Annotated in this window: 22 protein-coding genes; 5 read left to right on the forward strand and 17 right to left on the reverse strand. The window is 42.9% G+C overall.

The genetic code is table 11. From position 1 onward, the window contains the following. Positions 1-183: 183 nt before the first annotated feature. The 8 genes from asd to KKZ03_RS03960 all read right to left on the reverse strand — a co-directional run bounded on the left by asd (position 184) and on the right by KKZ03_RS03960 (position 9,364). Positions 184-1,044: an archaetidylserine decarboxylase gene (gene asd / locus KKZ03_RS03925; RefSeq protein WP_243220188.1), complete on the reverse strand. Its 861-nt coding sequence runs from the start codon at positions 1,042-1,044 to the stop codon at positions 184-186. Positions 1,045-1,238: 194 nt separating this feature from the next. Continuing rightward, a complete protein-coding gene (gene queF, locus KKZ03_RS03930; RefSeq protein ID WP_243220189.1) occupies positions 1,239-1,628 on the reverse strand; it encodes a preQ(1) synthase in 390 nt (129 codons plus the stop codon). Positions 1,629-1,806: 178 nt separating this feature from the next. Continuing rightward, a complete protein-coding gene (locus tag KKZ03_RS03935; RefSeq protein ID WP_243220190.1) occupies positions 1,807-2,451 on the reverse strand; it encodes a response regulator in 645 nt (214 codons plus the stop codon). 185 nt (positions 2,452-2,636) lie between these two features. Then, the gene (locus KKZ03_RS03940) at positions 2,637-3,401 is read right to left on the reverse strand and encodes a hypothetical protein (RefSeq protein WP_243220192.1); all 765 of its coding nucleotides are present in this window, start codon (positions 3,399-3,401) and stop codon (positions 2,637-2,639) included. A 494-nt stretch (positions 3,402-3,895) separates the two neighbouring features. After that, the gene (locus KKZ03_RS03945; protein ID WP_243220193.1) at positions 3,896-4,546 is read right to left on the reverse strand and encodes a TIGR04282 family arsenosugar biosynthesis glycosyltransferase; all 651 of its coding nucleotides are present in this window, start codon (positions 4,544-4,546) and stop codon (positions 3,896-3,898) included. A 2-nt stretch (positions 4,547-4,548) separates the two neighbouring features. Next, positions 4,549-5,337, reverse strand: coding sequence for a sterol desaturase family protein (locus KKZ03_RS03950; protein ID WP_243220195.1), 789 nt, complete (start codon positions 5,335-5,337; stop codon positions 4,549-4,551). 46 nt (positions 5,338-5,383) lie between these two features. After that, entirely contained in the window at positions 5,384-6,118 is a 735-nt protein-coding gene (locus tag KKZ03_RS03955) for a TIGR04283 family arsenosugar biosynthesis glycosyltransferase (RefSeq protein ID WP_243220197.1), read from the reverse strand. A 3-nt stretch (positions 6,119-6,121) separates the two neighbouring features. After that, entirely contained in the window at positions 6,122-9,364 is a 3,243-nt protein-coding gene (locus tag KKZ03_RS03960) for a DEAD/DEAH box helicase (RefSeq protein ID WP_243220198.1), read from the reverse strand. A gap of 727 nt (positions 9,365-10,091) precedes the next feature. Between KKZ03_RS03960 and KKZ03_RS03965 the strand changes: the two genes are divergently transcribed. The 5 genes from KKZ03_RS03965 (at position 10,092) to trmB (ending at position 14,068) form a co-directional block, all read left to right on the forward strand. Then, complete coding sequence (locus tag KKZ03_RS03965; RefSeq protein WP_243220200.1) at positions 10,092-10,301, forward strand: hypothetical protein; 210 nt, start codon at positions 10,092-10,094, stop codon at positions 10,299-10,301. A gap of 420 nt (positions 10,302-10,721) precedes the next feature. Beyond that, on the forward strand, positions 10,722-11,225 hold the full coding sequence (locus KKZ03_RS03970) for a dihydrofolate reductase (protein WP_243220201.1): 504 nt from the start codon (positions 10,722-10,724) through the stop codon (positions 11,223-11,225). A gap of 85 nt (positions 11,226-11,310) precedes the next feature. After that, complete coding sequence (gene aroG, locus KKZ03_RS03975; protein WP_243220202.1) at positions 11,311-12,396, forward strand: 3-deoxy-7-phosphoheptulonate synthase AroG; 1,086 nt, start codon at positions 11,311-11,313, stop codon at positions 12,394-12,396. Next, complete coding sequence (gene thiS / locus KKZ03_RS03985; protein WP_305852366.1) at positions 12,396-13,373, forward strand: sulfur carrier protein ThiS; 978 nt, start codon at positions 12,396-12,398, stop codon at positions 13,371-13,373. Before aroG ends, thiS begins: the two co-directional genes overlap by 1 nt. Before the next feature lie 2 nt (positions 13,374-13,375). Next, on the forward strand, positions 13,376-14,068 hold the full coding sequence (trmB, locus tag KKZ03_RS03990) for a tRNA (guanosine(46)-N7)-methyltransferase TrmB (RefSeq protein WP_243220203.1): 693 nt from the start codon (positions 13,376-13,378) through the stop codon (positions 14,066-14,068). Between the two features lie 93 nt (positions 14,069-14,161). Here the strand turns inward: trmB and KKZ03_RS03995 are convergent, their stop codons facing one another. The 9 genes from KKZ03_RS03995 to KKZ03_RS04035 form a co-directional block, all read right to left on the reverse strand. Continuing rightward, positions 14,162-16,375 carry a tetratricopeptide repeat protein gene (locus tag KKZ03_RS03995; protein ID WP_243220205.1) on the reverse strand — a complete coding sequence of 738 codons (2,214 nt, stop codon included), beginning with the start codon at positions 16,373-16,375 and terminating at the stop codon, positions 14,162-14,164. Positions 16,376-16,719: 344 nt separating this feature from the next. Further along, on the reverse strand, positions 16,720-16,953 hold the full coding sequence (locus tag KKZ03_RS04000) for a hypothetical protein (RefSeq protein WP_243220206.1): 234 nt from the start codon (positions 16,951-16,953) through the stop codon (positions 16,720-16,722). Between the two features lie 420 nt (positions 16,954-17,373). Beyond that, entirely contained in the window at positions 17,374-18,681 is a 1,308-nt protein-coding gene (locus tag KKZ03_RS04005; protein ID WP_243220207.1) for a hypothetical protein, read from the reverse strand. A 242-nt stretch (positions 18,682-18,923) separates the two neighbouring features. Continuing rightward, complete coding sequence (locus tag KKZ03_RS04010; RefSeq protein ID WP_243220209.1) at positions 18,924-19,718, reverse strand: DUF3313 family protein; 795 nt, start codon at positions 19,716-19,718, stop codon at positions 18,924-18,926. A 119-nt stretch (positions 19,719-19,837) separates the two neighbouring features. After that, positions 19,838-20,236 (reverse strand): hypothetical protein, encoded by a 399-nt coding sequence (locus tag KKZ03_RS04015; protein WP_243220210.1) that lies wholly within the window; start codon positions 20,234-20,236, stop codon positions 19,838-19,840. Between the two features lie 66 nt (positions 20,237-20,302). Next, positions 20,303-21,070 carry a hypothetical protein gene (locus KKZ03_RS04020; RefSeq protein ID WP_243220211.1) on the reverse strand — a complete coding sequence of 256 codons (768 nt, stop codon included), beginning with the start codon at positions 21,068-21,070 and terminating at the stop codon, positions 20,303-20,305. A gap of 105 nt (positions 21,071-21,175) precedes the next feature. Continuing rightward, positions 21,176-22,747: an arylsulfatase gene (locus tag KKZ03_RS04025; RefSeq protein ID WP_243221533.1), complete on the reverse strand. Its 1,572-nt coding sequence runs from the start codon at positions 22,745-22,747 to the stop codon at positions 21,176-21,178. Positions 22,748-22,991: 244 nt separating this feature from the next. Then, the gene (locus KKZ03_RS04030; protein WP_243220212.1) at positions 22,992-23,708 is read right to left on the reverse strand and encodes a carbonic anhydrase; all 717 of its coding nucleotides are present in this window, start codon (positions 23,706-23,708) and stop codon (positions 22,992-22,994) included. Between the two features lie 216 nt (positions 23,709-23,924). Beyond that, on the reverse strand, positions 23,925-25,067 hold the full coding sequence (locus tag KKZ03_RS04035; protein WP_243220214.1) for a glycoside hydrolase family 5 protein: 1,143 nt from the start codon (positions 25,065-25,067) through the stop codon (positions 23,925-23,927). Positions 25,068-25,267 lie beyond the last annotated feature (200 nt).

The following is a 25,267-nucleotide window of genomic DNA, read 5'->3' on the forward strand; positions in this document are numbered from 1 at the left end:
GACGTAAGAAACCTTTAAAAATGAATCTTCCCGCCAATTTCAAACGGCTCATACCCGCTGGCTTGATAGCGCAGAAATTCCTGATTGTCTCTTGATGGCCTTGAGTTGTGTATCAGTTTCAACTAAAAATCAATACCCTCGCTAAGGGGGATTATCCCTAATCCCCTTCTACCACCGGCTTAATCAAGTCAGTATTTTACCAATCTGCTCGCCTAATTTAACCGCTTTTTCAGTAGCTAATCCATTATCCCATCGCGCTTTATCTTTGCCAAATAAAACAATAATGGTTGAACCCATATTAAATCGACCCATTTCTTCGCCAATTTTTAATGTAGGAGCATTCTCCTGATACTGCCAACTTTGTACGGTGCTGATACTCGGTGGCGTAACAACACCATGCCAGACGGTTTCAATACTGGATACAAATATGGCCCCGACCAGTACCAAAGCCATCGGACCGGCATCGGTATCAAATATTGCGACGACGCGCTCATTTCTAGTAAATAATCCAGGTACAGAATTTGTGGTGGCCGTATTGACACTGAATAATCGACCGGGAATATGCACCATTTCTCTTAGCGTACCCGTCAAAGGCATATGCATGCGGTGATAATCTTTAGGTGAAAGATAAATAGTAGTAAACAAGCCATCATTAAACGGTTCGGCACGTTCAACGCTGCCACCTAACAAGTCGGTCGCCGTATAGCTTTTACCTTTGGCCTGAAATATTTTACCACTGGTGATATTGCCAGCTTGACTGACCACGCCATCAGCAGGACTGGCTATGGCATTTTGTTCAAGGGTTAAAGGCCTAACATCGGGATTAAGTTCACGGGTAAAAAAGTGATTAAAGCTTTTGAAAGCATTGATGTCTTGTTCAATTGCCTCACTCATATTGACTCCGTAATGCCTGATAATCTGCTTGATAAACAGATTTTTCCAAACCTTATTTTCGCAATGAGTCAGTTTACTCATCATCCTTGACAAAGCATGATGCGGTAAAATGTATTGGGGTAAGGTGGTTAACGCTTCTTTAATAGTCATGAATAGAAAATTGCTTGTAAGTCGGGTTGGCAGCGTAAATCGACAACTGTAGCCAGATGTCGGGTTGCGCTATCGCTAACCCGATCTACACAGCTACCTCCTGCATAATCCACATGAATGTGGGGGTTGCAGGAGCAAATATCTATCAATACAGTCGTAACCCGAATCTGGCTTAAAAAGGAAAGAAAGAATACTTAAGGTAAATTAACCAATTCCGGGGCTTCCCAGTCACTGTTTCTGTGCTCGACAACAACAGAAGTATAAATGCCGCCACGTACGTTAAATTCAGCACGAATACGCATAAAATTAGGCGCGATCGCCTTAACGATATCGTTCAGAATCTCATTGGTAACTGCTTCATGGAATGCGCCTTGATCACGAAATGACCACATGTATAGCTTAAGTCCTTTTAACTCTACACAAAGTGCCGCAGGTACATATTCAATTTGGATGGTTGCGAAATCGGGCTGACCAGTCTTTGGACAAAGACAAGTGAATTCTGGAATATCAATGCGTATTGTATAATCGCGGCCAGGTTGGGGATTATCGAAAGTTTCCAGGTTTTTAGTAGGTTGTGTAGTCATTGTAATCATTGGCTATATTAAGGTAATTATCAAAATTCTGGTTATAGAAAAGGCTTTAGCAGCGACTATCGCAACTAAAGCCTTTCTTACAAGATTAACATATTGCCAGGGTCTGAGTAATTACAGGTTAGATAAGCGGCTATCTTACCAGTTTTAATAGCGTAATTAACAATCGTTGCTAAATAAAAGCGGCATCAATGTGACCAAATTTAATAGCCAACCGGGTTAATTGAACGTCATTTTTTATGTTAAGTTTATCGTAAAGACGATAGCGATAAGTATTGACTGTTTTATCGCTCAATATCAACATTTTAGACATTTCTTTAATAGATTTGCCCTGAAGAATTAAAGTTACCACTTCAGACTCCCTACGGGAAAGTTTTGAAAATGGTGAATCATGATAGTCAGATAAATCTTCATTAACCAAATTACTGCCAGTATTTACATTCAAATTGTACCCTCCTGTCATTACCCCATGAATAGCATTAATGATCTCGTCAACCGGCGATTCTTTAGAAATAAAACCCATAACACCCAGTTTAAATAATTCAGGAGGAACAGGACTGGCATCGCTTACCGATAAGGTAATAACTTTTACTTCAGGGTTATCTTGCAAAATTCTGCGACAGGCTTCTATACTGCCGATACCGGGCAAATTGGCAGCCATCAACAGAACATCTACTGATAACGTAGTCATTGCATCAATCGCTTCTTCACCAGAAGATGCCACTCCTACTACGTTAATATCCGGGGTAGAGTTTAGCAATGCCTCAATACCGGCACGGATAATTTCATTATCATCAACAAGCAGGACACTTATCATAATTATCTGTTTATTAATTAGTTAGTTATAAAATAATGTATTAAGCATAAAACATTGTTGTGGTATCTATTTTGGCAACAATATCAATATACAATTTGGGTCATTAATGTTGATAGAATCATGTCATTTTTTAGCTCCTGTGCCTGCTTGCGATAGGCATAATCTTTTTTTGTTATCTACAATGCCTATCCCGAAGGTTCATTAAGAAATTTTCGATAATTAATGGAAACCTTCAAGCCTGCAAAACGGCCACTCATTCGAACAAGATCTTGCGTCTTTTTGTCGAAGGTAAGCTTTACCTCACTTAATGCACGATCCTCATAGCCTTTCTCTATCTGATGCGTTTCTAATAGAAAATGGTATATATATACTTCTATTTCGCCCTCATCCGTGATTTCCATTGGCTCACCTAATTGGGCAAGCACCGCTGGCTTCTTGGGCAAATCTTCAGTGATTTTGTCTATCAGCTGACTATTGGCTCGTAATTGTTGTTTTTCTGTATCAATTTCGGCACCGCCAATTGAACGCAAAGAAACTTCCAAAAATTTTGCAGGGGCAATTTGTAAAAATAACGATGAAAACGACCAGCCGATTATCTTTTCTTCTTTATTAAAATTTAAATCAAAATAAAACTTTACCTCTGGAGTAATTATTTTATTGTTGGCATCAACCTTACGAAACCAGTATCGCCAACGCCTGCCTTCCAAACTAGGATCGTCTTCACTGGCATACAGCCTGGATAAAGAAACAAAATCTTTGCTATAAAGAATTGGATCTTTAAATTGCAGGGTAAACTCGTCAGTAGTAACAATAGTAAAATGACGATCAAATTCATCCATCTGCAAATAGGTCTGGTAAGCTCTTATCCAGTAAATACAACCAGATAAAGAACACGCCATCACCAGCAAACAGAGGATGCGGAAAAAGTGCTTAATTGTTGCTGTTTTCATCCTGTGCCTTAGCTATTATTAATTTTGGAAACAGTGATATTTCCAAATAAGAGCTATCCATTTTACATCCTCACATAATATTTATTTACCTACTATGCTTTTTCTGCCTAACAATTATTAATTTAATAATTAATTAATCTAACTGCAGGATAGAGAAAAAAATTCATTCATACAATCAGTATAAATACCTATAGGGAACAATTAATTTATATAAATCCTGCTTGATGGGTAAATTCCTGATCATTTTTTAATGCTTATTACTGATACTTCCAGACTTAAATCACCAGCAGCAAGCTGGTTAAAGGTAGTTTGTACTGTTTTGGATTGATGCAGCGATGTTACTAAACATCCTGAATTATTAACGGCTGTTACATGGTGATTATTCCGTTTGCCGGGCCGAACAAAGAAAAGTATCTCGCCTTCTGGCGACAGAATCCGATCAACGAAGCCCGTCGCGATAACAAGAATAATCATTATCTACGTGGCATCAGCTGTTAACCCCTATTTATTACACAGTTGCTTGACCTTTTAAGTGCCCGATACCTTGCCAAATCTTCCGGCGTATCCACATCCCACTGCAGCTTAAGCAGATGACAACCAATATTATTTTTCTCGATTCGGGTATAGGTGTGTTCAAGCACTAACGCAGTTCCCCATGGCATATGGTTAAAGAGTTCATGATGTGGCTGATTAAGGCCGATCAGTACATAACCACCATCTTCTGCCGGCCCCAATACACAACACTGAGGCTGATTTAAGGCGATTAATGCTTCTTCCAGAGCCTGCTCCGTCAATGAAGGACAATCGCAGCCAATGAGCAATGCACGCGAGTAGTTGTCAAGCGCAAGACAGAAAGCGTTATGCATCCGCTCGCCTAAATCAGGCCCTTGTTGTTGCTGAAGCATGACCGGATAGGCTTGTGCTAAGGCAGTAAAAAAAGCATGGTCAGTTGATGGCGTACACCAAAGTTGAACAGGACATAAATTATTCCGTGTCACCCATTGCAGCGTCCTTTCAGTTAATTCAATATGCACCTGCCTGGCCTGTTCAGGAGTTACTTGAGTCAATAAACGGGTCTTAACCTGACCGGCAATGGGTGCTTTACAGAAAACCATCAAAACGGCGTCAGGGTATTGATAAGTCATCTTCAACGCCGCCGCTTTTTAAAAGGCAGCAGTAATAGCGCCATAAGGCCTAATTCACGTTGCTCGCGTAAAGCATCCAAACCAATAGCCATGGTTGTTTGAGGCTGTTTGGGTTTGGCCACATAGGTCTTACAAAGCTTGTCCCAGCAGGACAGGGAAAAACCGTAATTACTATCAATTTCTATCGGCAAGGTTGAATGATGAATCCGGTGCATATCCGGCGTAACAATCAACCAGCGTAATTTGCTATCAATCCCCAAAGGAATATTGATATTGCTATGATTAAAGGTTGCCGCGCCATTGAGAATAATTTCAAAAAGGATAACTGCCCAAGGATTTGCACCTATCAAATAAATACACAGTACTTTGTAAATCATCGAAATCATGATTTCCAGCGGGTGAAAGCGTAGCGCTGTGGTCGCATCAAATTCCAAATCGGTATGATGCACTTGATGTAACCGCCACAGCGGCGACCATTTGTGCGAAACAACATGTTGGCCGTAAACAGCAAAATCAAGAAATAATAAAGTAATAATAATTGATAGCCATTCAGGAGCTGCCAGCCAATGTAAAATCCCCCAGTTATTGTCTGCTGCGGCAACAGCACTCAAATAAGCAATGCTGCCAACTGTTAAGCGCATAACCAGGATATTAAAAACAGCTAGCCCCAAATTAACCGGCCAGCGTTGTTTACGGCTAATAGCTTGCACTCTTCTCGGACTGAAATATTCCCAGCCAATCATGATGAAAAAAATGCCTAACGAGGAGGTTAGCCGAATGATGGTTTCCATAGGAAATCCTCTGAGGAAAATTTAAGATGTGTCTGATGTGGTAGTTTTAGTCACCCTTAGGCAAATAAATACGCTTCCACAAAGCACTTAATTTATATCGGGTAAATATGCTGTTCGCATAAAGAAAAGCCAATATTCTGGGGTCTGCTCCAAAAAAATAACGCAAGCGTAAACTCCACATCAACAGTATGGTTCTGTATATACCGTTATGCTCCCAACGCCTACCGGAACTGATAACTTTATTTTTCAGGCAAACAGGCCTGCCGATTTTTTTTAGTGCCTTACAAAGAGCAATATCTTCCATTAAGCTAATTTCAGGGTACTGCCCCACTGCCTGAAACACCAGACGTGTAACAAAAATCACTTGATCCCCAGTTGCAATACCGGTTAATCGCGAACGCCAGTTCATCATTTGTGCGATAACTTTTAACATGAACGGGTTACCGCTTAACTGAATATCAAAATGCCCCCATTGGCGGATGCTGCTAATTTTTTGCTGAATCAGTTGCAAGGCATTTTCAGGCAAGCAGGTATCGGCATGCAGAAATATCAGTATCTCCCCCGTTGCATAACTGGCACCGTTATTCATTTGTTTGGCCCGGCCTTTTGCGGATATCATCACTTTATCGGCTAACGGCAAGGCAAGACTCTGGGTATTATCGTCACTATCGCCATCAGCAATGATAATCTCACAGTCATTTCTTAACGGTTGCAATGCCAATAAACAGGACTTAATACTTTTCTCTTCATTCAGGGTTGGAATAATAATAGAAAATTTCATTACTTATAACGGTTCAAACAATGCTGCAAGATCGTCGGCAGTCAGGTTTAATGATTCTTCCTTCGCGCCACCTTTATAAATACTTTCAGCCAGCGCGCGCTTTCTTTCCTGCATGGCGATAATCTTTTCTTCAACCGTATTTTCAGTAATCAATTTATAAACAAAAACCGGCTTATCCTGCCCTATCCGATGAGCGCGGTCGGCAGCCTGACTTTCTGCCGCAGGATTCCACCAGGGATCATAAATAATAACGGTATCCGCTTCGGTTAAATTTAAACCGACCCCACCCGCTTTCAGACTAATCAGAAAAACATCCACTTTACCACTTTTGAATAACTCTATCGCCTCATCGCGCTTGCGGGTTTGTCCGGTCAGTTTACTATAAGCTATTTTTCGAACGTTCAATTCTTGTTCAATCAAGGCAATCATGCGGGTGAATTGGGAAAAAACCAGAATTCGCCGACCTTCTTCCAGTTGTTCCGGCAAGAGTTCCAATAATAGATCAAGCTTGGCCGATTCTTTTACTTTTTGCGCTTCTTTTAACGATAAGGTGCGTGGATCACAGCAAGTCTGGCGAAGCTTTAACAAGGCATCCAAAATAGTGATATGGCTGCGTGACAAACCTTTTTCAGCAATCATATCGCGGACTTTTTTCTCCATAGTCAACCGAATGCTTTCATACAAAGCGGCCTGCTTTGGATAAAGTGGCACCGAACGAATAATCTCGGTTTTAGGCGGTAATTCGCTGGCGACCTCTTGCTTGGTGCGCCGCAGCATAAAAGGTGCAAGACGCCGTGACAGCCGTAACCGTTGCTCGCCATCACCATAAACTTCAATGGGTATGCGGTAGCGTTTTCTAAAACTGGCGTTATTACCCAAAAAACCGGGCATCAAGAAATCAAATTGCGCCCAAAGTTCGCCCAAATGATTTTCCATCGGCGTTCCTGTTAAACACAAACGGTGATTGGTTTTAATCTGTCGGACTAATTGAGCCGCCAAAGAAACAGGATTTTTAATGGTTTGAGCTTCATCAAGAATCAAATAATGATAGTTATACTTGAGCAGCGTTTCATCATCTCGGGTCAACAGTGGATAAGTAGTCAGCACCAGATCATAGTCGTTGATTTTATCGAACAAATGTTTTCGCTCTGCACCCTGCAAAGTTAATATTTTCAGGTCAGGCGTAAAACGTTCAGTTTCGCGTCGCCAGTTGCTCATCAAACTGGTGGGGGCAATGATTAAACAGGGCAAAATCATCCGGCCGCTTTGTTTTTCGAGCAACAAATGGGCGAGTGTTTGAATGGTTTTACCTAAACCCATATCATCGGCAAGAATTCCGGAAAATTTATATTCGCGTAAAAATTGTAACCAATTAAGCCCTGCTTGCTGGTAATGGCGTAATTCTGCCTGAAAGTTGACAGGTAATACAACATCTTGAATACCGGCAAAGCTTTTTAGTTTTTTCCCCAGCTCTATCAGTTCTTTACCTCCGGTTAACGAAAACAGGCCATAACTGTTCTCCTCCATATCAGCAAGGCTGGCCGCATTAAATCGTGATATTTTTAGTGAACCGTCATTTTGCAGAGTACCTGCGTTAAATAACTCAAGCAAAACCGCCAGTATAGGTTTTATTTTATCGCTGGAAACCGTTAGATATTGATAATTTCCTAACGACAAATTAAGTATGTCAGGCAAATTTTCCGGATCGTAGTTCTCCAGCACCGGCATAATCAAAGGTAATAAGGGATAGGCTTGATTATCAATTTCTACATTAAAATGCATTTCAAACCAGTCATTTTGACTTTCGCTAATCTCGGCATCCCAATTTTTGGCGCTTTGAAAACTCAGTTTAAAGCTATCGTCAATCTCGATAATCCATCCTTGCAGTTCAAGCATGGGAAGCGTATTTTGAATAAAATCTCGCCAGCATGATGCATTATCAATCAGTGTTATTGCTCCCGGCGATAAAACCAGTTCACGTTGACCTGTTTTGTCGCCTGGAGCAATAACAAAACCTTGGGATAAAAGCTGCTTTATTGCCTGACATTCAACTTCCGCCGACCGTTTAATTCGTACAAAGCCCGTACCCGTTTTTACAACGCTATAGTCTTCAGCGTTGGCAGCAGGAAGCAGGCAGTCTCCGTAATTGAAGCTGACAGTCATAAAATGGCCATACTGCCGGGCATCCACTTGTTCACCGTATAACAATAATCGTGGAACAGGCACCAGTTCATCACTATTGGTTAATTCAATTTTTTTCGGTGCCGGTAACGGTATGTTTGGATGTTCAATCGTCAATTTAAAACTGAATTCATCGGCATATTCAGCAGGAATGACCGGGACAGACAAGATTTTATTCAGTTGATCAGCCGTTGGCATAGTTGCATTAAACGCGCCTAGTGTGCCCTGAACAATATCCAGATATTGAGGCGGATCAGTCAACAGCAACATTGCCGCTGGTTCAATTTCAACCGTAAGTTGATAATTTCCCGTATCCTGCTGGTGCCAAGCAAAATGTAAATCACGGTTAGCACCGGTTTTTAAAGCAGGATTCTCGGCGCTTTTCCAAAACAATCGACCTGTTTGCAATAATTTTGACAAGGCCAGGTAACCGACAGCACCGGCAAGCAATGGCTCGCCTTTATAAGTATTAAGTGCCGTCATTAATCTCGCAACCTCCTCATCCAGTGGTTGAATATAACTAAGATATGAAAAGCTGTAGCGAAGATTGGCCAAGGTCGTTTTTCGCGCTTTGCCCAGACGACCCGATTTGTTTGCTTTGGTTATCAGAAAATCGATAGTAAATTCGTGGTTTGTCTTGCCGGGTTTAAGAATATAGGCAACAAACTCCTGGTAGATGTTATGTAGCTGAGGCGTGAACTGGTCAAGACTGTCCAGCCAGACCAGACAACTGTTGTCTAAACCCGTCAAGGTTTGATTGGCATTTTGATACGACAGGCAGGCAGCGGCAACGTGCTTACAGTTATGACCCACGGGGCAGGAGCAATCGCCCTTGATTTTAGCTGCACTAAAATCCGGACGCCAGACTATACGAATATCTTGCTGGTACGGATAAACATGACTGCCTTTAACTTCCGAATGAAGCTGCGTAGAAAGAGCACCTTCATGGGTGGTCACCAGCTTAATAACTAAACCTTGATCAAAATAGCTTCTTCCCTGTTCATAGGAATGCTCACCGCATTCATAACGAATATCAGAACGGAGGAGCTTTTTAGGTTTATTCATCAAAGTAACAAGTAGAGTTGCAAAACAAGACCGTTATTGTACAACAACTGCCGACAAATAAGCCCTGCCTGACCCTATAACAATGTAAAAACAGGGCATTTGTTTCAATAAAATCCGCCAAGATCGAGTCATTTAATTGACCTCAATGAGAACCAACTTTTTAGGCTAAAACATCATAATACCTATCTCTTAATCCAGAAAAAATATAAACGCTGACGGTTACCGTTAATCCTGTTTCAGGTAATTAAACCTGCCTATCACTTACCAGATAAAGTTACACCGTAAAACCAAAAAAGACGGCAGTTATAAAGATTGCTGTAAGCCATTAATAACAATATTAATAACATGGTAATTATCGCTTATTTAAGCAAACTATTTGCAGATAATACTACCTTAAACAATCTATCTAAATAACCAAAAATGGTTGCTGTGGTACAGTATCTATATTACGTGTGCATTACGTGCCAATAAAATTTATATCATTCATTATCAATATCTTAAAAAATAAATAACCCGGAATATGCTTATAAAAAGAACCTGATCACACAAGACTTAATACAACTTCGATATTTTTTTTATTTAAAGTTTTGACACGACAGGTTATCTCATGATAAAAATTACCCCGTCGTAAAAAGTTAATTCGACAGATAATTCGAAAATTTATTTTTGAATTACCCCCTCGTGAGGAGAGGGCATAATAAATATTATAACTATAGAGGATTTCAAAATGGCTGAAGTAGAAGAAAAAGATAACACATGGATAATCGTTGGCGCTTGCATAGCAGGCATTATTCTTTTGGTTGTTATGTTAAAACAAGACGAAACAAAGCATTTGCAAAGTGGCGCAGTTGCAGAACAACAAAAAGAAACATTCTCTAAAATTGAGAAGAGACATACATCAAATAACAGCTCTGCTGAAGCAATCTCAGGCAAGTAAAGGCATTATCTCCCCCGTCTTTTAGATTGGGCGGGGGAGTATTATCTGAAATTGCTTGTATTTTTCAACGCCTGGTCAATAATAAAAACTGACCATAAGAACAACGCCAGGCGATTGTTAAATTAATCCACACCCTTCTGAAATCAGTCTATCCCTACCCGCTTAAACCACTTCTGACTTACTCGCCTTTTGTTACAATGGCTAATCGGTTTTTTTTAAAAATAGAATTATAGAATAGAGATAATATAGATTTGACTGATAGTTTTATCATTTGCATGACAATGTGTCGGACAAACAGCTAATTCCCTGCATAATTTTCTTCGTAAAATCCCAACCAGCCTCTGTGAAAAAAAAGCTATGTTAATATAGCCAAAAATACGGCTCTGTCATTAAAACATATCAAAATAACCCTTTTAAAAAATGAAAATATCACTTATCGTCGCGATGGCGAGTAATCGGGTCATTGGCCTGAATAATAAAATGCCATGGCATTTGTCAGCCGATCTTAAGAAATTTAAAAAAATCACTATGGGTTCGCCTATTTTAATGGGCAGAAAAACGTATGAATCCATAGGCAGACCATTACCTGGCCGCACTAATATGATTATCAGTAGAAACCTCGACTATCAACAGAATGGCTGTGTGGTTTTTAATGACCTTAAAAAAGCACTCGAAAAAGCGTGTGAAAATACTGAAGAAATTTTTATTATTGGCGGCTCTGATCTTTATCAATCGATATTACCAATAGCCGATACGATCTATCTTACCCTTATAAACCAAGAGTTTCAGGGTGATACATTTTTCCCTAAAATTGAATTAAATGATTGGTCTGAGGTGGAACGGGAAGATATTATCGATGACCCTGAGGCAGCCTTTAATTACAGTTTTTTAAAGCTTGAAAAAATAATCCCCAACATCTGCTAGCAAAAACTCACAAGAAGATGATGAAACCAGTTAAAATAGTAAAATTTAACAATCATTTTGTGAAAGCAACGGCTTGGTAGCTATCATGCAAACTAAATATAATACGGACGACTTGAGAATTTGTGGCATTAAAGAAGTCATTCCACCGGCTCAGGTTCACGATGAAATACCTATCAGTGAAACGGCCGCAGAAACAACTCTTCAGGCAAGGGCAGAAATTCATAAAATATTAACAGGACAGGATGACAGACTACTGGTTGTCGTAGGTCCTTGCTCTATTCATGATCCAAAAGCCGCTTTAGAATATGCCGGACGTTTGAAGACCATCAAAGATGAGTTAAAAAACGATTTACTGATTGTTATGCGTGTTTACTTTGAGAAACCTCGCACGACCGTTGGCTGGAAAGGCTTGATTAATGACCCGGATCTTGATTCCAGCTTCAATATCAATAAAGGCTTGCGCGTAGCCAGACAGTTATTAATGGATATTAATACACTCGGCGTACCTGCCGCCACTGAATACCTGGATTTAATTACGCCACAATACATTTCCGACTTGATTGCCTGGGGAGCGATTGGTGCCAGAACAACAGAAAGTCAGGGCCATCGTGAACTGGCGTCTGGCGTATCGTGTCCCATCGGCTTTAAAAACTCTACGGATGGTACGATTAAAATTGCGATCGATGCAATAAGAGCCGCCATGAGCCCACACCATTTTTTATCGCTGACTAAAGCAGGACACTCTGCCATTTTTTCAACAACAGGCAATGAAGATGTACATATCATTTTAAGAGGTGGCAATGGCCGTCCCAACTATGATGCAGTCAGTGTCGAACAAGTTGCTGAAGGTCTGGTAAAGGCTGATTTAAAAGCCAATATCATGATTGATTTCAGTCATGCCAACAGCTTAAAACAATGCCAACGACAACTGATTGTCGGTAATGATGTTTGCGGACAAATAGCGCTTGGTGATCAACGGGTTATGGGGGTGATGATAGAAAGTCATCTTAATGCCGGTAACCAGGAGGTCATTGAAGGCCAGCCACTAAATTACGGACAAAGTATTACTGACGGCTGTTTGTCATGGGAAGATACTGCTCCAATGCTGCGTAATCTGGCTATGGCCGTGCAAAAACGCAGACAGGTAAATAGCCAACAGGACTTAAGCTGATGATAATTGTTGTTAACGGCGAAACCCGTGAATATACCGAACAAACCAATGTTGCCGATGTCATCGCCAGCATGGGCTTAACCGGCAAAAAAATCGCTATTGAATTGAACAAGGAAATCTTGCCCTTTCAGCAATATGACACCCATTTATTACAGGCGGAAGATCGCCTGGAAATTGTACATGCCATTGGTGGTGGTCAGGAAGATTCATTCATACTTGCCGGTGTCACTTATCATTCACGACTACTGGTCGGTACGGGTAAATACAAAGATATGGAAGAAACCCGACTGGCTATTGAAGCCAGTGGTGCCCAAATTGTGACTGTTGCCATTCGGCGCACCAATATTGGCCAGACCCCCGGGGAACCCAATTTACTGGATGTTATTTCACCCGACAAATACACCATTCTGCCCAATACCGCAGGTTGTTATACAGTCGAAGATGCCGTAAGAACCTGCCGTTTGGGCCGGGAATTACTCGGTGGACACAATCTGGTTAAACTGGAAGTATTAGCTGACCAAAAAACATTATTTCCTAACGTTGCTGAAACCTATCTGGCCGCCGAATTATTGGTTAAAGACGGCTTCGATGTCATGGTTTACACCAATGATGATCCGATTGCCGCAAAAAGACTGGAAGATATCGGTTGCATAGCGGTTATGCCTTTGGCTGCACCCATTGGCTCAGGTTTGGGTATTCGTAATCCTTATAATATCTTAACCATTATTGAAAATGCCAAGGTACCCATTTTGGTGGATGCAGGTGTAGGCACGGCCTCCGATGCTGCCATTGCGATGGAACTGGGCTGTGCTGGCGTGCTGATGAACACGGCCATTGCTGAAGCCAAAAACCCGATACTCATGGCTTCTGCGATGCGTAAAGGCATTGAAGCAGGCCGGGAAGCTTATTTAGCCGGTCGTATGGCCAGAAAACGCTTTGCCTCTGCCTCATCACCCATAGACGGGTTGTTCTTTTAATAATGCTGACCGTTTCTGAACCCACCCTACCGCAAAGAATCCGTAGCTTTATTCGCCGGCAAGGCCGTCTTACGCCCGGTCAGCAACTGGCTTTGGATAGCCATTGGAATACCTATTGCCTGGATCCTGAAACAGATTATGATTTTACTCAAGTGTTCGGGCGTGACGCACCGCTGTTTATTGAAATAGGCTTTGGCAACGGCGATAGCTTGGCCAAGATGGCAGCGGCTAATCCTGATAAGAATTATATTGGCATAGAAGTCCATACGCCTGGCGTTGGACATTTGCTCATTTTACTTCATGAGCATGGCATAAATAATGTCAGAATTTATAGTCACGATGCCATCGAAATTTTAGAGAATAAAATTGCCGATAATAGCTTGGCGGGCATTCACTTGTTCTTTCCTGATCCCTGGCATAAAAAGAAACATCATAAAAGGCGTATCGTGCGTCCCAGTTTTGTTGACTTGTTAGTCAAAAAACTAAAAACGGGGGGATACTTTCATGCCGCAACCGATTGGGAAAATTACGCAGAAGCTATGCTGGCCATTTTATCGGCAAGTCCGGTATTAACCAATACCAGTTCAAGCAATGACTATTGCCAATGCCCGGAATACCGGCCGTTAACAAAATTTGAGCAGCGCGGCATAAGACTGGGGCATGGCGTTTGGGATTTGATTTTTAGCAAAGTATAAATACCTGGAATTGACTAAATACTGAAAAATCGATTTATTCAATAAGGTCCATGAAAACCATGGGGATAATTTTTAAAGCAATCAATAAACTGGTCACTTTACACGGTCTAATTCTACGATTAACTGCTCTATTTCTTTATTGCCCGGCAATGCTTCGGCAGCTTTTCTTGCATAAACAAGTGCCCCTTTGTTGTCGCCCGCCTCGCGCTGCATCGAAATCAATGCGCTGAGTATCTGGAGGTTGTGTGGTTGACGCTTTTCAGCCGCTTTCAATACGGCCAACGCTTCGCGTTGCTTACCCATAGAATTAAGTGCGATGCCGTAAACATACACATAGCGGGCATTATCTGGAGCAAGCTTACCGGCCTTGGCGAATTCTTGTAGCGCAGCAGCTTTATTTGCCTTACGTACCAATAACAAGCCTAGTGCATGGTGTAAATCCGCCGCATCGGGGATTAATGACAAACCTTTACGTAATTGTTTTTCGCCTTCACCATCGCGACCTTGCTGACGATAGGCATCGGCAAGATTGGCATAGGCGCCAACAAAGAGTGGATCAAGAGTAGTAACGCGTTGATAGGCGACAATAGCCTCGTCTATTTTGCCTTGCTGCAGGTAAAAGTTACCAACATTAATATTTTCCGCCGGCCAGTCAGCATTAAGCTTTAGGGCATCCTTATATTCTTGCATCGCATTATTGCGACTATCCCGCCGCCCCTCTGCAATCTGACTGTCTGGTATATCAGCAAGCACTCGCGCAGCTTCAATGCGTACACCACGAACCGGATCGGTAAGCAATGGCGAAGCGGATAGTGTTCGATTGATTGGATCAACAGATTCAATCAAGCCAAGACCGGCAATACGCACCGAAGAATCGGCATCTTTCAATTGCGATCGTGCAAACGTTAACAGATCCGGACTCATCATCGGCTTGATCAACGTAAGAGCGGTAGCACGAACAACCGCCGGACTTGCTGAATCCTGAGCAAGTTCTTGTAATGCAGGTAATGCTTTAATGCCCTGCGTTGTCCCAGCGTGCAGTGTCGTGCCGTAATGCGGACGCTTACGCCAATCCTTGCCATACCATTTATCCATTATACCAGCGGCCCATTCGGGCTTTTGTTTTTGATGGCATTGGGTGCAGGCATTTGGGCTGCCTAACGATTGTGATAAATCCGGTCTGGGTAAACGAAAACTATGATCGTGCCGCCCATCGTTCACCATGTAATTTTGTTCAGGTGCGTGGCAGTCCATACACGCAGCACCTTTTGAATCGGGCTTGTGGAAATGATGTTTTTCCGTATCAAATGTTTCGGCAACATGACAACGAGTACATAGCGCATTACCTTCGGCGCGTAATTTAAGGGAATGAGGCTCGTGACAATCCATACAAGTCACTCCATTCTGGAACATCTTGCTCTGACGGAACGATCCCCAGGTGTAATCTTCGTCGCGTTGCTGTCCATCGGCATGATAAGTCGGCTGCGTCAGTAATGCAGGTTGATGCGTATCTTCCAGCGGCAAACCCGGCAAACTGCCTTCAACCAGCGTCAAGCGGCGTGAATGACAAGCCCAACAGACATTCATCAAGGTATCGTCGGCAGGCTGTTCACGATGAGCAATAACGCCTTTATCAGAAAACTTCCACGCGTCTTGCCAGTGGCTTTGCAGCTTCACTGCCAAGCCTTTGTTAACATCCGAATAGGGCGGCTGTGCCTGCTTCGCCCACTCGACATGCTGTGATGCAGGGCCGTGGCAAGACTCACAAGCGACATTGATCTCCTTGAAAGTTGTTTTATAGGTGTCTGTTTGGGCATCGTAGCCTTTTTTCAGATGAGTTGAATGGCATTCAGCGCATTCCATGTTCCAGTTTTGGTAACGCCCCGTCCAATGCAATTGATCGGTATGATCGATTTTTTCCTTTGGATACAAATGAAACCAGCGTTGCCCGCCTTCGCTTTTTGGACGGCTGTCCCAGGCAATACCAAGCGTTTGATAACGGCCTCCGGGAAAGGCAATCAAATATTGTTGTAGTGGCGTAACACCAAACGTGTAGGTGATTGAATAATCAGTTAATTTACCATCCGGGCCGTCAGTGCGTACCATAAACTTATCGTCACGCTTAAAAAAAGTCGATTCGACATCGAAGTGTTTAAATTTAGCGTTATTAAAGTCGCCAAGTACGGTTTGTGCAGTAGCTTCCTGCATCGCCAAATCATGATGCGAGCCTTGCCATGCGTTAACTTCGGTCTGATGACATTGCTTACAGGCGCTGGCACCAACATATTCTTTAGTCGTGACAGGCATTATCGGTTCTGATTCTGGTTTCGCTAGCGGAGTAATGGACGAAATTATCGTTACGGGAGGCCTGTTAGCAAAGTAGACAACGCCAATAACCAACCCAACCAACATAAAGATTGATAGCAACAAAACGAGACGACTGTTACTTTTGCCAGATAGAACGGGGGTTACGTTGGTTTCAGACACGATTTTTGTGGCGGGTTTTGGTGTCTTGTTGCGGTTCATTCTGAGTCCTTAATTGGGAGCCTGGGCGTTGAGATTTTTTGCATCCTACTTGACTGATAGATGTTTCACAGAGCAGCAAGCTTGGAGCTGCTTAAACTGATCTTGTGGGAAAAGTTCAATGACCATTAGCATCGGAACCGCTCGTAATGTGCATCAAAATGCCCGTTAAAAGCCATCGGAAAATTACGCATCTTCCCGGCGATATCGCCGAAGCTAAAATCATACGATTTATTGAATGCCCAGGAATTTTGAGCGGTATCGCTTTTTGCTACTTCAGCACTATAGGTGTCGGAAGCAGTAGCCAATAAGGGTAAGACCAAGGATTTAAAATAGGGGGAAAAGCTATTTTTTAGAGTCATACAAGGGTTCCTTGATTTTTCTGAGCCCCGGAAGGAGCTCTACATCTACTGTTGCTACTGTTAATATATTTCCGACCTTCAGTACCCTCACTCATAATGTTAAAAATTTAATTACGAAAAAACCTTTAGTAGGTATGCACATGTTCCGACTTAACATTGACCAAAAACAAAGCATTTCAAAATAAATTTTCTTCGTTTTTTAGCGCTGGTCTTTATAGTCCACAGACTAAAAGTCATACAATAATTAATTAAAATTAGTCGCTTAATAAAATATTAAAAACTCTTTAAGGGAGGCTGTATCCCGAATATTTTATTTGCTAAGGCTATGTTTACCATTTCTGGACGTTCGGTAAAAACAGCCAATATTGTAATTTTTGACCTTGATCAAAGTTGTTCAAAAATAATGACTTTCTAGATACTTCACTTTACTTCTTTTACAAACTCACAGCGTTGCTTAATCAATGGTGATGCACCCGGATTACCGATACCTCTGGCAATCATGGCTATCACGCGATCATCCTGATCATAACCGACATGAGCTTGCATGGGATTGGCAAGATCAGTCATACCAAAAGCATCCATAATCTTGGCAATATTGATATTGACATTGGTGATCTTCGCACAGAGCCGGGAGTCAATATATTTTTCTGCAAATCCGGGTGGTATGCCATAACTTAACAGGTCATTCGGGTCACTAAAGGCAACAATCTCGGTTTCTTTGAGCATACGTTTTTTGTAATTAGCGCCATCAGGATTGCAATAACCTGCCTCCTGTCCTGCCACCTCAGGAAGTTCACGGCCCAACTGTAACATGGGCAACTGGTTGGACAGCATAAAAAAGGGGATATGCTTGCTTTGTAATGCGGCTATGGCTTTGGGAGAAAGAATCATTTTTGCTTTTTGATCGGAAGAAAAATGCTTTTCGGGGGTGGCCAGCAAAGAAGCAATACGCTGCATACCATCCATGACGATACGACTACCTAAACTATGAGAAATAATGACATAGTTATCGTTGGCAATACGGTCAGCATTGGAATCGTTCAACCCCAGGCAGGCATGTTTACCGCTGCTTGGAAGCTCTGCCCAATCTTGGGTCGCCATCCAACAGAATGACTGTGCGTATGCCGCCAGAATGGGCACTCGGCTTTGTCCCAGGTAAATAATTGGATCGGGGCCGGTATCATTACTGAACTTTTTCAACATACCGTTAATTCTGGCTCTGCGAAAGTCGTATTCGCCTGACGTATCGAAGTTAAGCAATGCTTTTTCTTGCCGGGTAATTCCTGACCAGGTCAACTCGTAAAAGCTCAGTTCTTGGCCATTTTGCTCGTTGAGCAAATGCGTTACCCGCAAATTGCCAAGATCCGTGTCCGGAAATAAAGGCGTATTTAAATCAATATTTTTTTGGCCTTCAGAGCGGACATTCAGGTTTAACTCCTTGGCCAGCTTCTCCAAAAATTGAGTAGTATAACCGGGGGTATGATCGCCTACCCCATGTACAAATAGCAACTTGGTTTTACCTTGTTTTTTAGCTAAATCGGCGGCAATACCCGTAAAAGCTTCACCCCACACTTGGCATTGCCGACTATCTTCATTTTCAGACTTTTCCAAAACGGCTTCGGCAGCCCCCTTACCAAGACTTGCGCAACCAGATAACAAAAGGACAGTCGCTAGACATGACAAGAGTAATACTGTGTTTACCGCGCAAATTTTAAAATATTGATTCATCAATTTATTCCAGTGCGTAAAAGAGAATAACTTTATTAAATGCGTATTTTTTCTGATTGCCATGATAATGAATGGCTATTGACTATCAAATATAGTTCTATATTTATCTATCGTCCTGATTTCGGCTAAAAAATATCACTGTGATGATCGTTTATCACTAGCGGCCCAAATCCGTCGAGAAAAATCAGAAAAATATTGGGTTGCGCTATCGCCAACCCAATCTACAGCACTATATCTTTGAGTTAAAAAGGTTTCAGTGTAAACGCAGTCGGATCGGTTACTGCTTCATTAGGATTCCGGTTGGCAATTTGCACAAACTGCTTGGTCCACTGCTTCATAATTACCTTGGCTGGCCCGTACCAGGTCATCCGGGTCATATCGATGGGGCCAACATCCTGCATATCGCGGTCAGCAAAAGTTGCCACCACCTCGCCGGTTTGCAGATCACGCAGACGGCCTTCGAAGGCGGCCCGGCGCTGATTGACCACGCCTGCCGCCGTGCCACCACCCATGACAGCCCAGCCGGCCGCATGCAGTACCGGCGTTGAAGGATCTATCTCGATCAGCGCGAGTTCCAGGCGCAGTGCCGGTTTTTTATGTTGTACAGGTGAGTTAATGACCTGAAAGCGATGATTGGGATCTGCTTCGAAATCCTTAATCGCCTGATCATAGAAGTATTTGGCAAGCTCATCAATATCCTTTTTAACACCGCCAAGCCAGTTAGCTGAACTTGCTTTATGTAACCAGTCCATTTCAAACATGTACTGAGTATTTACCGGTGCGACGATCAATTCCTTGTAGTCACGCATATCAAAGCCTGGTTTGATCCAGACTTTCTGGAATGGTAAATCCGCTCGTTTAACCTGTTGATCAGGCTGCTCAATAAAACCGGCGTCAGGCGCTGGCTCAACTGTCAATGCTTTCGCATAACTGCTTCCTGACTTAACAGTAGCACATCCGGAAAGTGTTCCGACGACGCATAACAACAGCGCCAATTCTATGGAATTTATTTTTATTTTTTGCTTATTGATTTTCACGTTTTACTCCAGATTTAAAAAAAATGATCTATGGTTTTCGGCTGTTCTAAGTTAAGTAGTGAAAATACCGTTTTGTTTATAGTGGTAAATAATTTCATTTAAGTTTGTCCTCACTAGCTTCAATCAACACGGTCATAAAGCAAAGCGTGATGAGATAGACCTAATTCTTTAGGCAAGCCGAACATATACACCAACCCAATAGCGAGATCACTCAAACCCAGTGGCACGGTAATTAAACCCACATCGCCAAACAGTCCCGCTGGAATAAGTACTAGGGCAGCAATGTAGCGTAGCAGGGCTTCCCAATAGACAAACGTAGCGCGGCGGTAGAGGTCGCGGGAAGCTAAAAGTAATACGGCACTGGAAAAACCAAGAAATCCGGCGATTAGCCAACCCCAAACAGGATCGCAGATGTTCATACCGATTCCCCGATAAAGCGGTGGACACAACAGGAATAAAGCGAGACCGGCGTTATAAACGCCGGACCAGAAAACAAAGTTTTTCATTGTGAATGGCATGCTATTTTTCCTTGCAAGATATAAGGGTGGGCAGGATGTTCTGTCTATCCGAAGAGAATAGAAATATCAGTGGGTCAAATTCCACGCATGGAGTTTTTTCATGGCGGTTCCGTAGCTGCCGAGTTGGTAGACGGACGCGCCCGCTGGCGAGAACGTGAAGGCATCAAAGGGTTCGGCAAGTATTCTCTTCAAGTCATCCTGAGAGGCAACACCGATAGTCACATGTGGATTAAAATGCATGCCGGTATATTTCGGCACGAATGCCTTAACGTAGTCAATCAACGCTGATTGGATGTCAGTGTTTTCAGGCTCGGTAGCAAATGCGTTAGCAGTGCCTGTATTGACCGTGTAAGGAGCAACTGCATCAATCAATTCTTGCTGTAGCTTGAGTAACTTTTCGGTTGGCTCGATGACAATACCGCCAAGCCCAGTATCATTATTAGGGATGTAGTAGTATTTAAAGGCCTTCAACTTCCAGTCGGCTATCTTTTTGTGGATTAAAACATTGCCGGCAGCAGCGTAGACTTTATCGAGATCAACCGTTCTGACGTAGCGCTGCAGAAGGGTTATATGAGGCTTGTGCAAGGCATCCAATACAAAGCCCTTAGGATAAACTTTGAGTAAACTGGCATTGGCGGCTTCAGCGTGTTGAAGCATGGTGACATCAGGTTCCAGTAAAATGTCGATAGCGGTGACTGACTCTTGTTTCACGCTAGTGGTATTTACCTTCTGGGTCGTTGTGCAGGCAGTCAATAACGAAAGGCATAGATTTAACAACAAAAAACCAGACCATATTTCAGTTCTATATTTTGAAAATGTCAGGTTTTTGTTCATTATTTTTCCTTAATGACAATGACGCTGTGCGTGGCAACTAGAATACCTCTCACAAAAAACCACGCCCGTAATTAACGGCGGGCGTGGCAGCTAATCAAAAAGTGCTTACTTGTCTGCTGGTGTCTGCAATTGTTCCAGCACCTGATCGATGCTGAAACTTGCTGCCTTTTGACGCGGCGGGAACTCCTTGAAGGTTGATAAGAAGCTACCTACATACTTCTGCGCTGGCGTTAGCAGGAAAATATGATCCAGATACCAGTCCCAATAGGTGTTGGCAGTAATGCTGGCTTTCTCATAAGGATCCGTGCGCAGGTTATAGAGCCAAGGAATGCGTGTTTTCACAAATGGTTCGCCCCATACCAACATAGTACCGGGCGCACGTTGTTGAGCAAACACCACTTTCCAATTGTCGTAACGCAAGCTAGTCAAATCGCCGTCATCGGAGAAATAAAAGAACTCTTCGCGCGGGCTTTTAGGTTCTTGACCGGTCAGGTAAGGAAGTTGGTTATAGCCATCCAGATGCACTTTATAGGTCTTTTTACCCGCTTTGTAGCCCTTGAGCAGTTTTTCCTTAACATCAGGCACACCTGCGGCGGCTAACAAGGTAGGCGCCCAGTCCAAATGTGAAACGATGTCATTGGATACCGTGTTAGGTTTGATATGTCCAGGCCAGCGTACCATGGCAGGAACGCGGTAAGCACCTTCCCAATTGCTGTTTTTCTCGCCACGGAACGGGGTCATTCCCGCATCAGGCCAAGAGTTCATGTGCGGACCGTTGTCGGTGCTGTACATGACGATGGTGTTGTCGCTAATACCCAATGAATCGATTTTATCGAGTACCGTACCGACATTTTTATCGTGATCGATCATCGCATCGTGATAATAACTTTGCCAACGTCCAGCCTGACCGACATTTTCAGGTTTGGTATGGGTACGAAAGTGCATGTGTGTGAAGTTTACCCACAGAAACAGCGGCTTGTTGGCCTTGACTTGTTTTTCCATGAACTCAGTAGCGCGGGCGGCAGTATCGTCGTCGATAGTCTCCATACGCTTTTTAGTTAAAGGGCCAGTGTCTTCGATTTTTTGCGATCCATCTGGATTAGCCCAGCTATGGAGTACACCACGCGGACCAAATTTCTTGCGGAATTCCGGGTCTTTTGGATAATCGGGTAATTCAGGTTCTTCTTCGGCGTTCAAATGATACAGATTGCCGTAAAACTCATCAAAACCGTGCATGGTAGGCAGGAATTCGTCCTTATCACCCAAGTGATTCTTACCGAATTGTCCAGTTGCATAGCCTTGGGCTTTCAGCAACTCGGCAATAGTCACATCGTCTTTACTAAGACCGACATCGGCACCAGGTAGTCCTACCTTACTTAGTCCTGTGCGGAATACGCTCTGTCCTGTAATAAAAGCGGAACGACCCGCAGTACAGCTCTGCTCGGCGTAGTAATCAGTAAAAATAACACCTTCATTGGCAACGCGGTCGATATTGGGTGTTTTATAACCCATCATGCCTTTCGTGTAAGCGCTGACGTTGGATTGACCGATGTCGTCGCCCCAGATAATAACGATATTAGGTTTCTTGTCTTCCGCTTGCGCAGAAAGCGCCGCCGCGCAGGTGCTCATCACAAAAAACGCGATCGCCGCCGGACGTTGTAGCAGGTTTCTTGTCATCAAAGTCTTTCTCCTGTCAGGGTTGATCCGAAAATGGATTAATTATATTTATATGGCAAGCTTTCCAGATGCTAACAGCGATAAAAAAATTTTCATATTGGACTTTAGGCTAACAGGGTGAATTATCAGCGGCTACCTCTCGATCAAACAGTCTTGGTTGGACAAATAGCTTCATTATTTGCCCGCCAGGAACCGGTGTAATCGGTGGATAAATGATGAAGCCGTAGTAACAATTAAGTCTGGATTAATCGAGAAAGCGTACATGTCCCGTGTTTAGTTCATAGATGGCCCCGGCTAATATCACTTGCTTTTCCCGTAACGCCCGTTTTGCTTCCGGAAGCGCGAGCAGTTCACGCATCGACCAACGCACATTGGCTTCCACAGCTGCATGCAGCAAAGCCTGCCGATCCAGTTTCAGATTGAGTTTCTTGAGTCCGGGTTTGATTGATTTGATCAGCGATTCGATGTGTTCGAGTTCTTTGGTTTTATTGAGCATTTCTTCTACAGTAGCAGTGACAGCTCCGCAACCTTCATGACCCAGTACCACTATCAGACGGGTATGGAGATGCGCCACGGCATATTGCAAAGAGCCAACGACATCTTCCGCAATAATGTTGCCTGCCAGGCGAATGGTAAAGAGCTCACCGAAGCCTTCATCAAAGATAAGTTCAGGTGGCACGCGCGAATCGCTACAACCTACAATGGTTGCGAAAGGTTTTTGCGTTTCAACAAGGAGGCTGCGCCAAGACGCCTTTTCATGGCTATGCTGGGAGATGTCGTCCATAAAGCGCTGATTACCATTTTTCAAGCGCATCAGTGCCTCATTGGCATTACTCGGATAAGACTCCGTATCGATTGCGCCAACATTAACCGTTTCGGCGACAACGCCCGAGGCTATTCCCAGACCTGCGCAACAAGCGCCGAACAACCATTGTCTTCGTGTGATAAATGGATTTGTCATTGATTGAGTAACTCCAAAATTCTGATTGCCGGTTGTGTTTTTTATTTATAAAGTGTCATTAATTATTTTACGTCAACGCTCGAGATAAACTTCCAAGCGTCCTTTCTGCACAGCATGCAACAACGCTTTATAATCCAGCTCGTTCTGGTCGGACCAGTTAAAACTTAACGAACCAAGCAAATACATTTTCGACCTGGTTTGTTAAGAATTCAGTTGTTATCCTGACCCGGCAACTTCGTTGGCAAAATTGTCAGGTAACCACCCCTGGTTAACGCATTCTCTAAAGGACCATTCGGGAGCTGTTTCTGTTTTGTAACTCCAAAAAAACCAGCCCTGATATGTTTCAAAAGTTATCAGTTGGGCTGCGGCATAGGCTCGGTAAGCAAGTGATTTTTGAAAACTGTCCATCGCTTGCAGGGTATCCTTTAAAGGTCCTTCAGCCCAAAGCGATACAAACTTTAGATGCAGCCCTAAACTCCATTCACCTACGTAAGCGGGATAACTCAAAGTACTATTAATGTCATCTGCTTCGTGCTTCCAATCGACAACTGAACTGCGGATATGACCATAGATATCCAAGTCAATATCGGCCTGTACGAAACACTGGTAGCGGTGTATATCGAACACGACATTGCCAAATTCGGGTTCGGTTAAAAAGCCGGTATATTCCTGGAAAGACCGAAAACCATCATGAAAAACTACTGCAACGTCCTCTGCCCGGCAGTATTTACGAATACGATGATAGGCATCTGTGGTGTATGTTTTTAACAGATCGGTATCAATATCCCAACGCGGCTCGTTTAATACTTCAATGCCATGTAAAGTAGGCTGACTATGATAGCGCTCGGCCAGACGCTCCAACAGATCCAATGAATAATTGATATAGTCTTCTTGGGTATGCCATTCGCAAACATTCAGGATGCCGCCATTATCAAAACCGTTTTGGCAACCCGGTGCGGCATGTAAATCCAGTACAACAGACAAACCATATTGCTCGGCCCAATCGAATGCTCGATCAAGAATGGCTAACCCACCGTTCACAAATGGATGTAAAGAGGCACCATAGGACGGATGATAAGGATAATCCGGCCCGAATAGCCAGTGACCAACGGGGATTCTAACAGCATTTATTCCGGTTTTGGCAAGCCAGAAAAAATCCTCGGCGGTAATAAAAGTGTCCCAATGCTTTTTAAGTGACGTTTCAGCACTTGCGCCCAATTCAACGCAGTAGGAGGTTTCGTCTGTCGCTTGAAGACCTTCAAAAAGACTGGGTGTCATCCATTTTTCCAGCACCAGCCAACCGCCCAGATTAACGCCCCGTATTTTCTTGGCAAATTTACTATCAATTTCCTGGTTCAAAATAGTTACTCTTCCTTTAAACGTGACAATACTTTGGTCAGTTTTAATCTATTGAAATGATATTTTTTTTAACAAATAATCTCAAAAATCTGATTGTAATGCTGACAAATAACTCTTTAATTTTTAATTAGTTAGCGTTTTATGTGATTCTGTATCTTGCATAAGTTTGATTTAATCACTCACAAATCGCCATAAGGCTT

It is taken from the genome of Methylobacter sp. S3L5C (assembly GCF_022788635.1).
In the GTDB taxonomy this organism is placed as follows: domain Bacteria; phylum Pseudomonadota; class Gammaproteobacteria; order Methylococcales; family Methylomonadaceae; genus Methylobacter_C.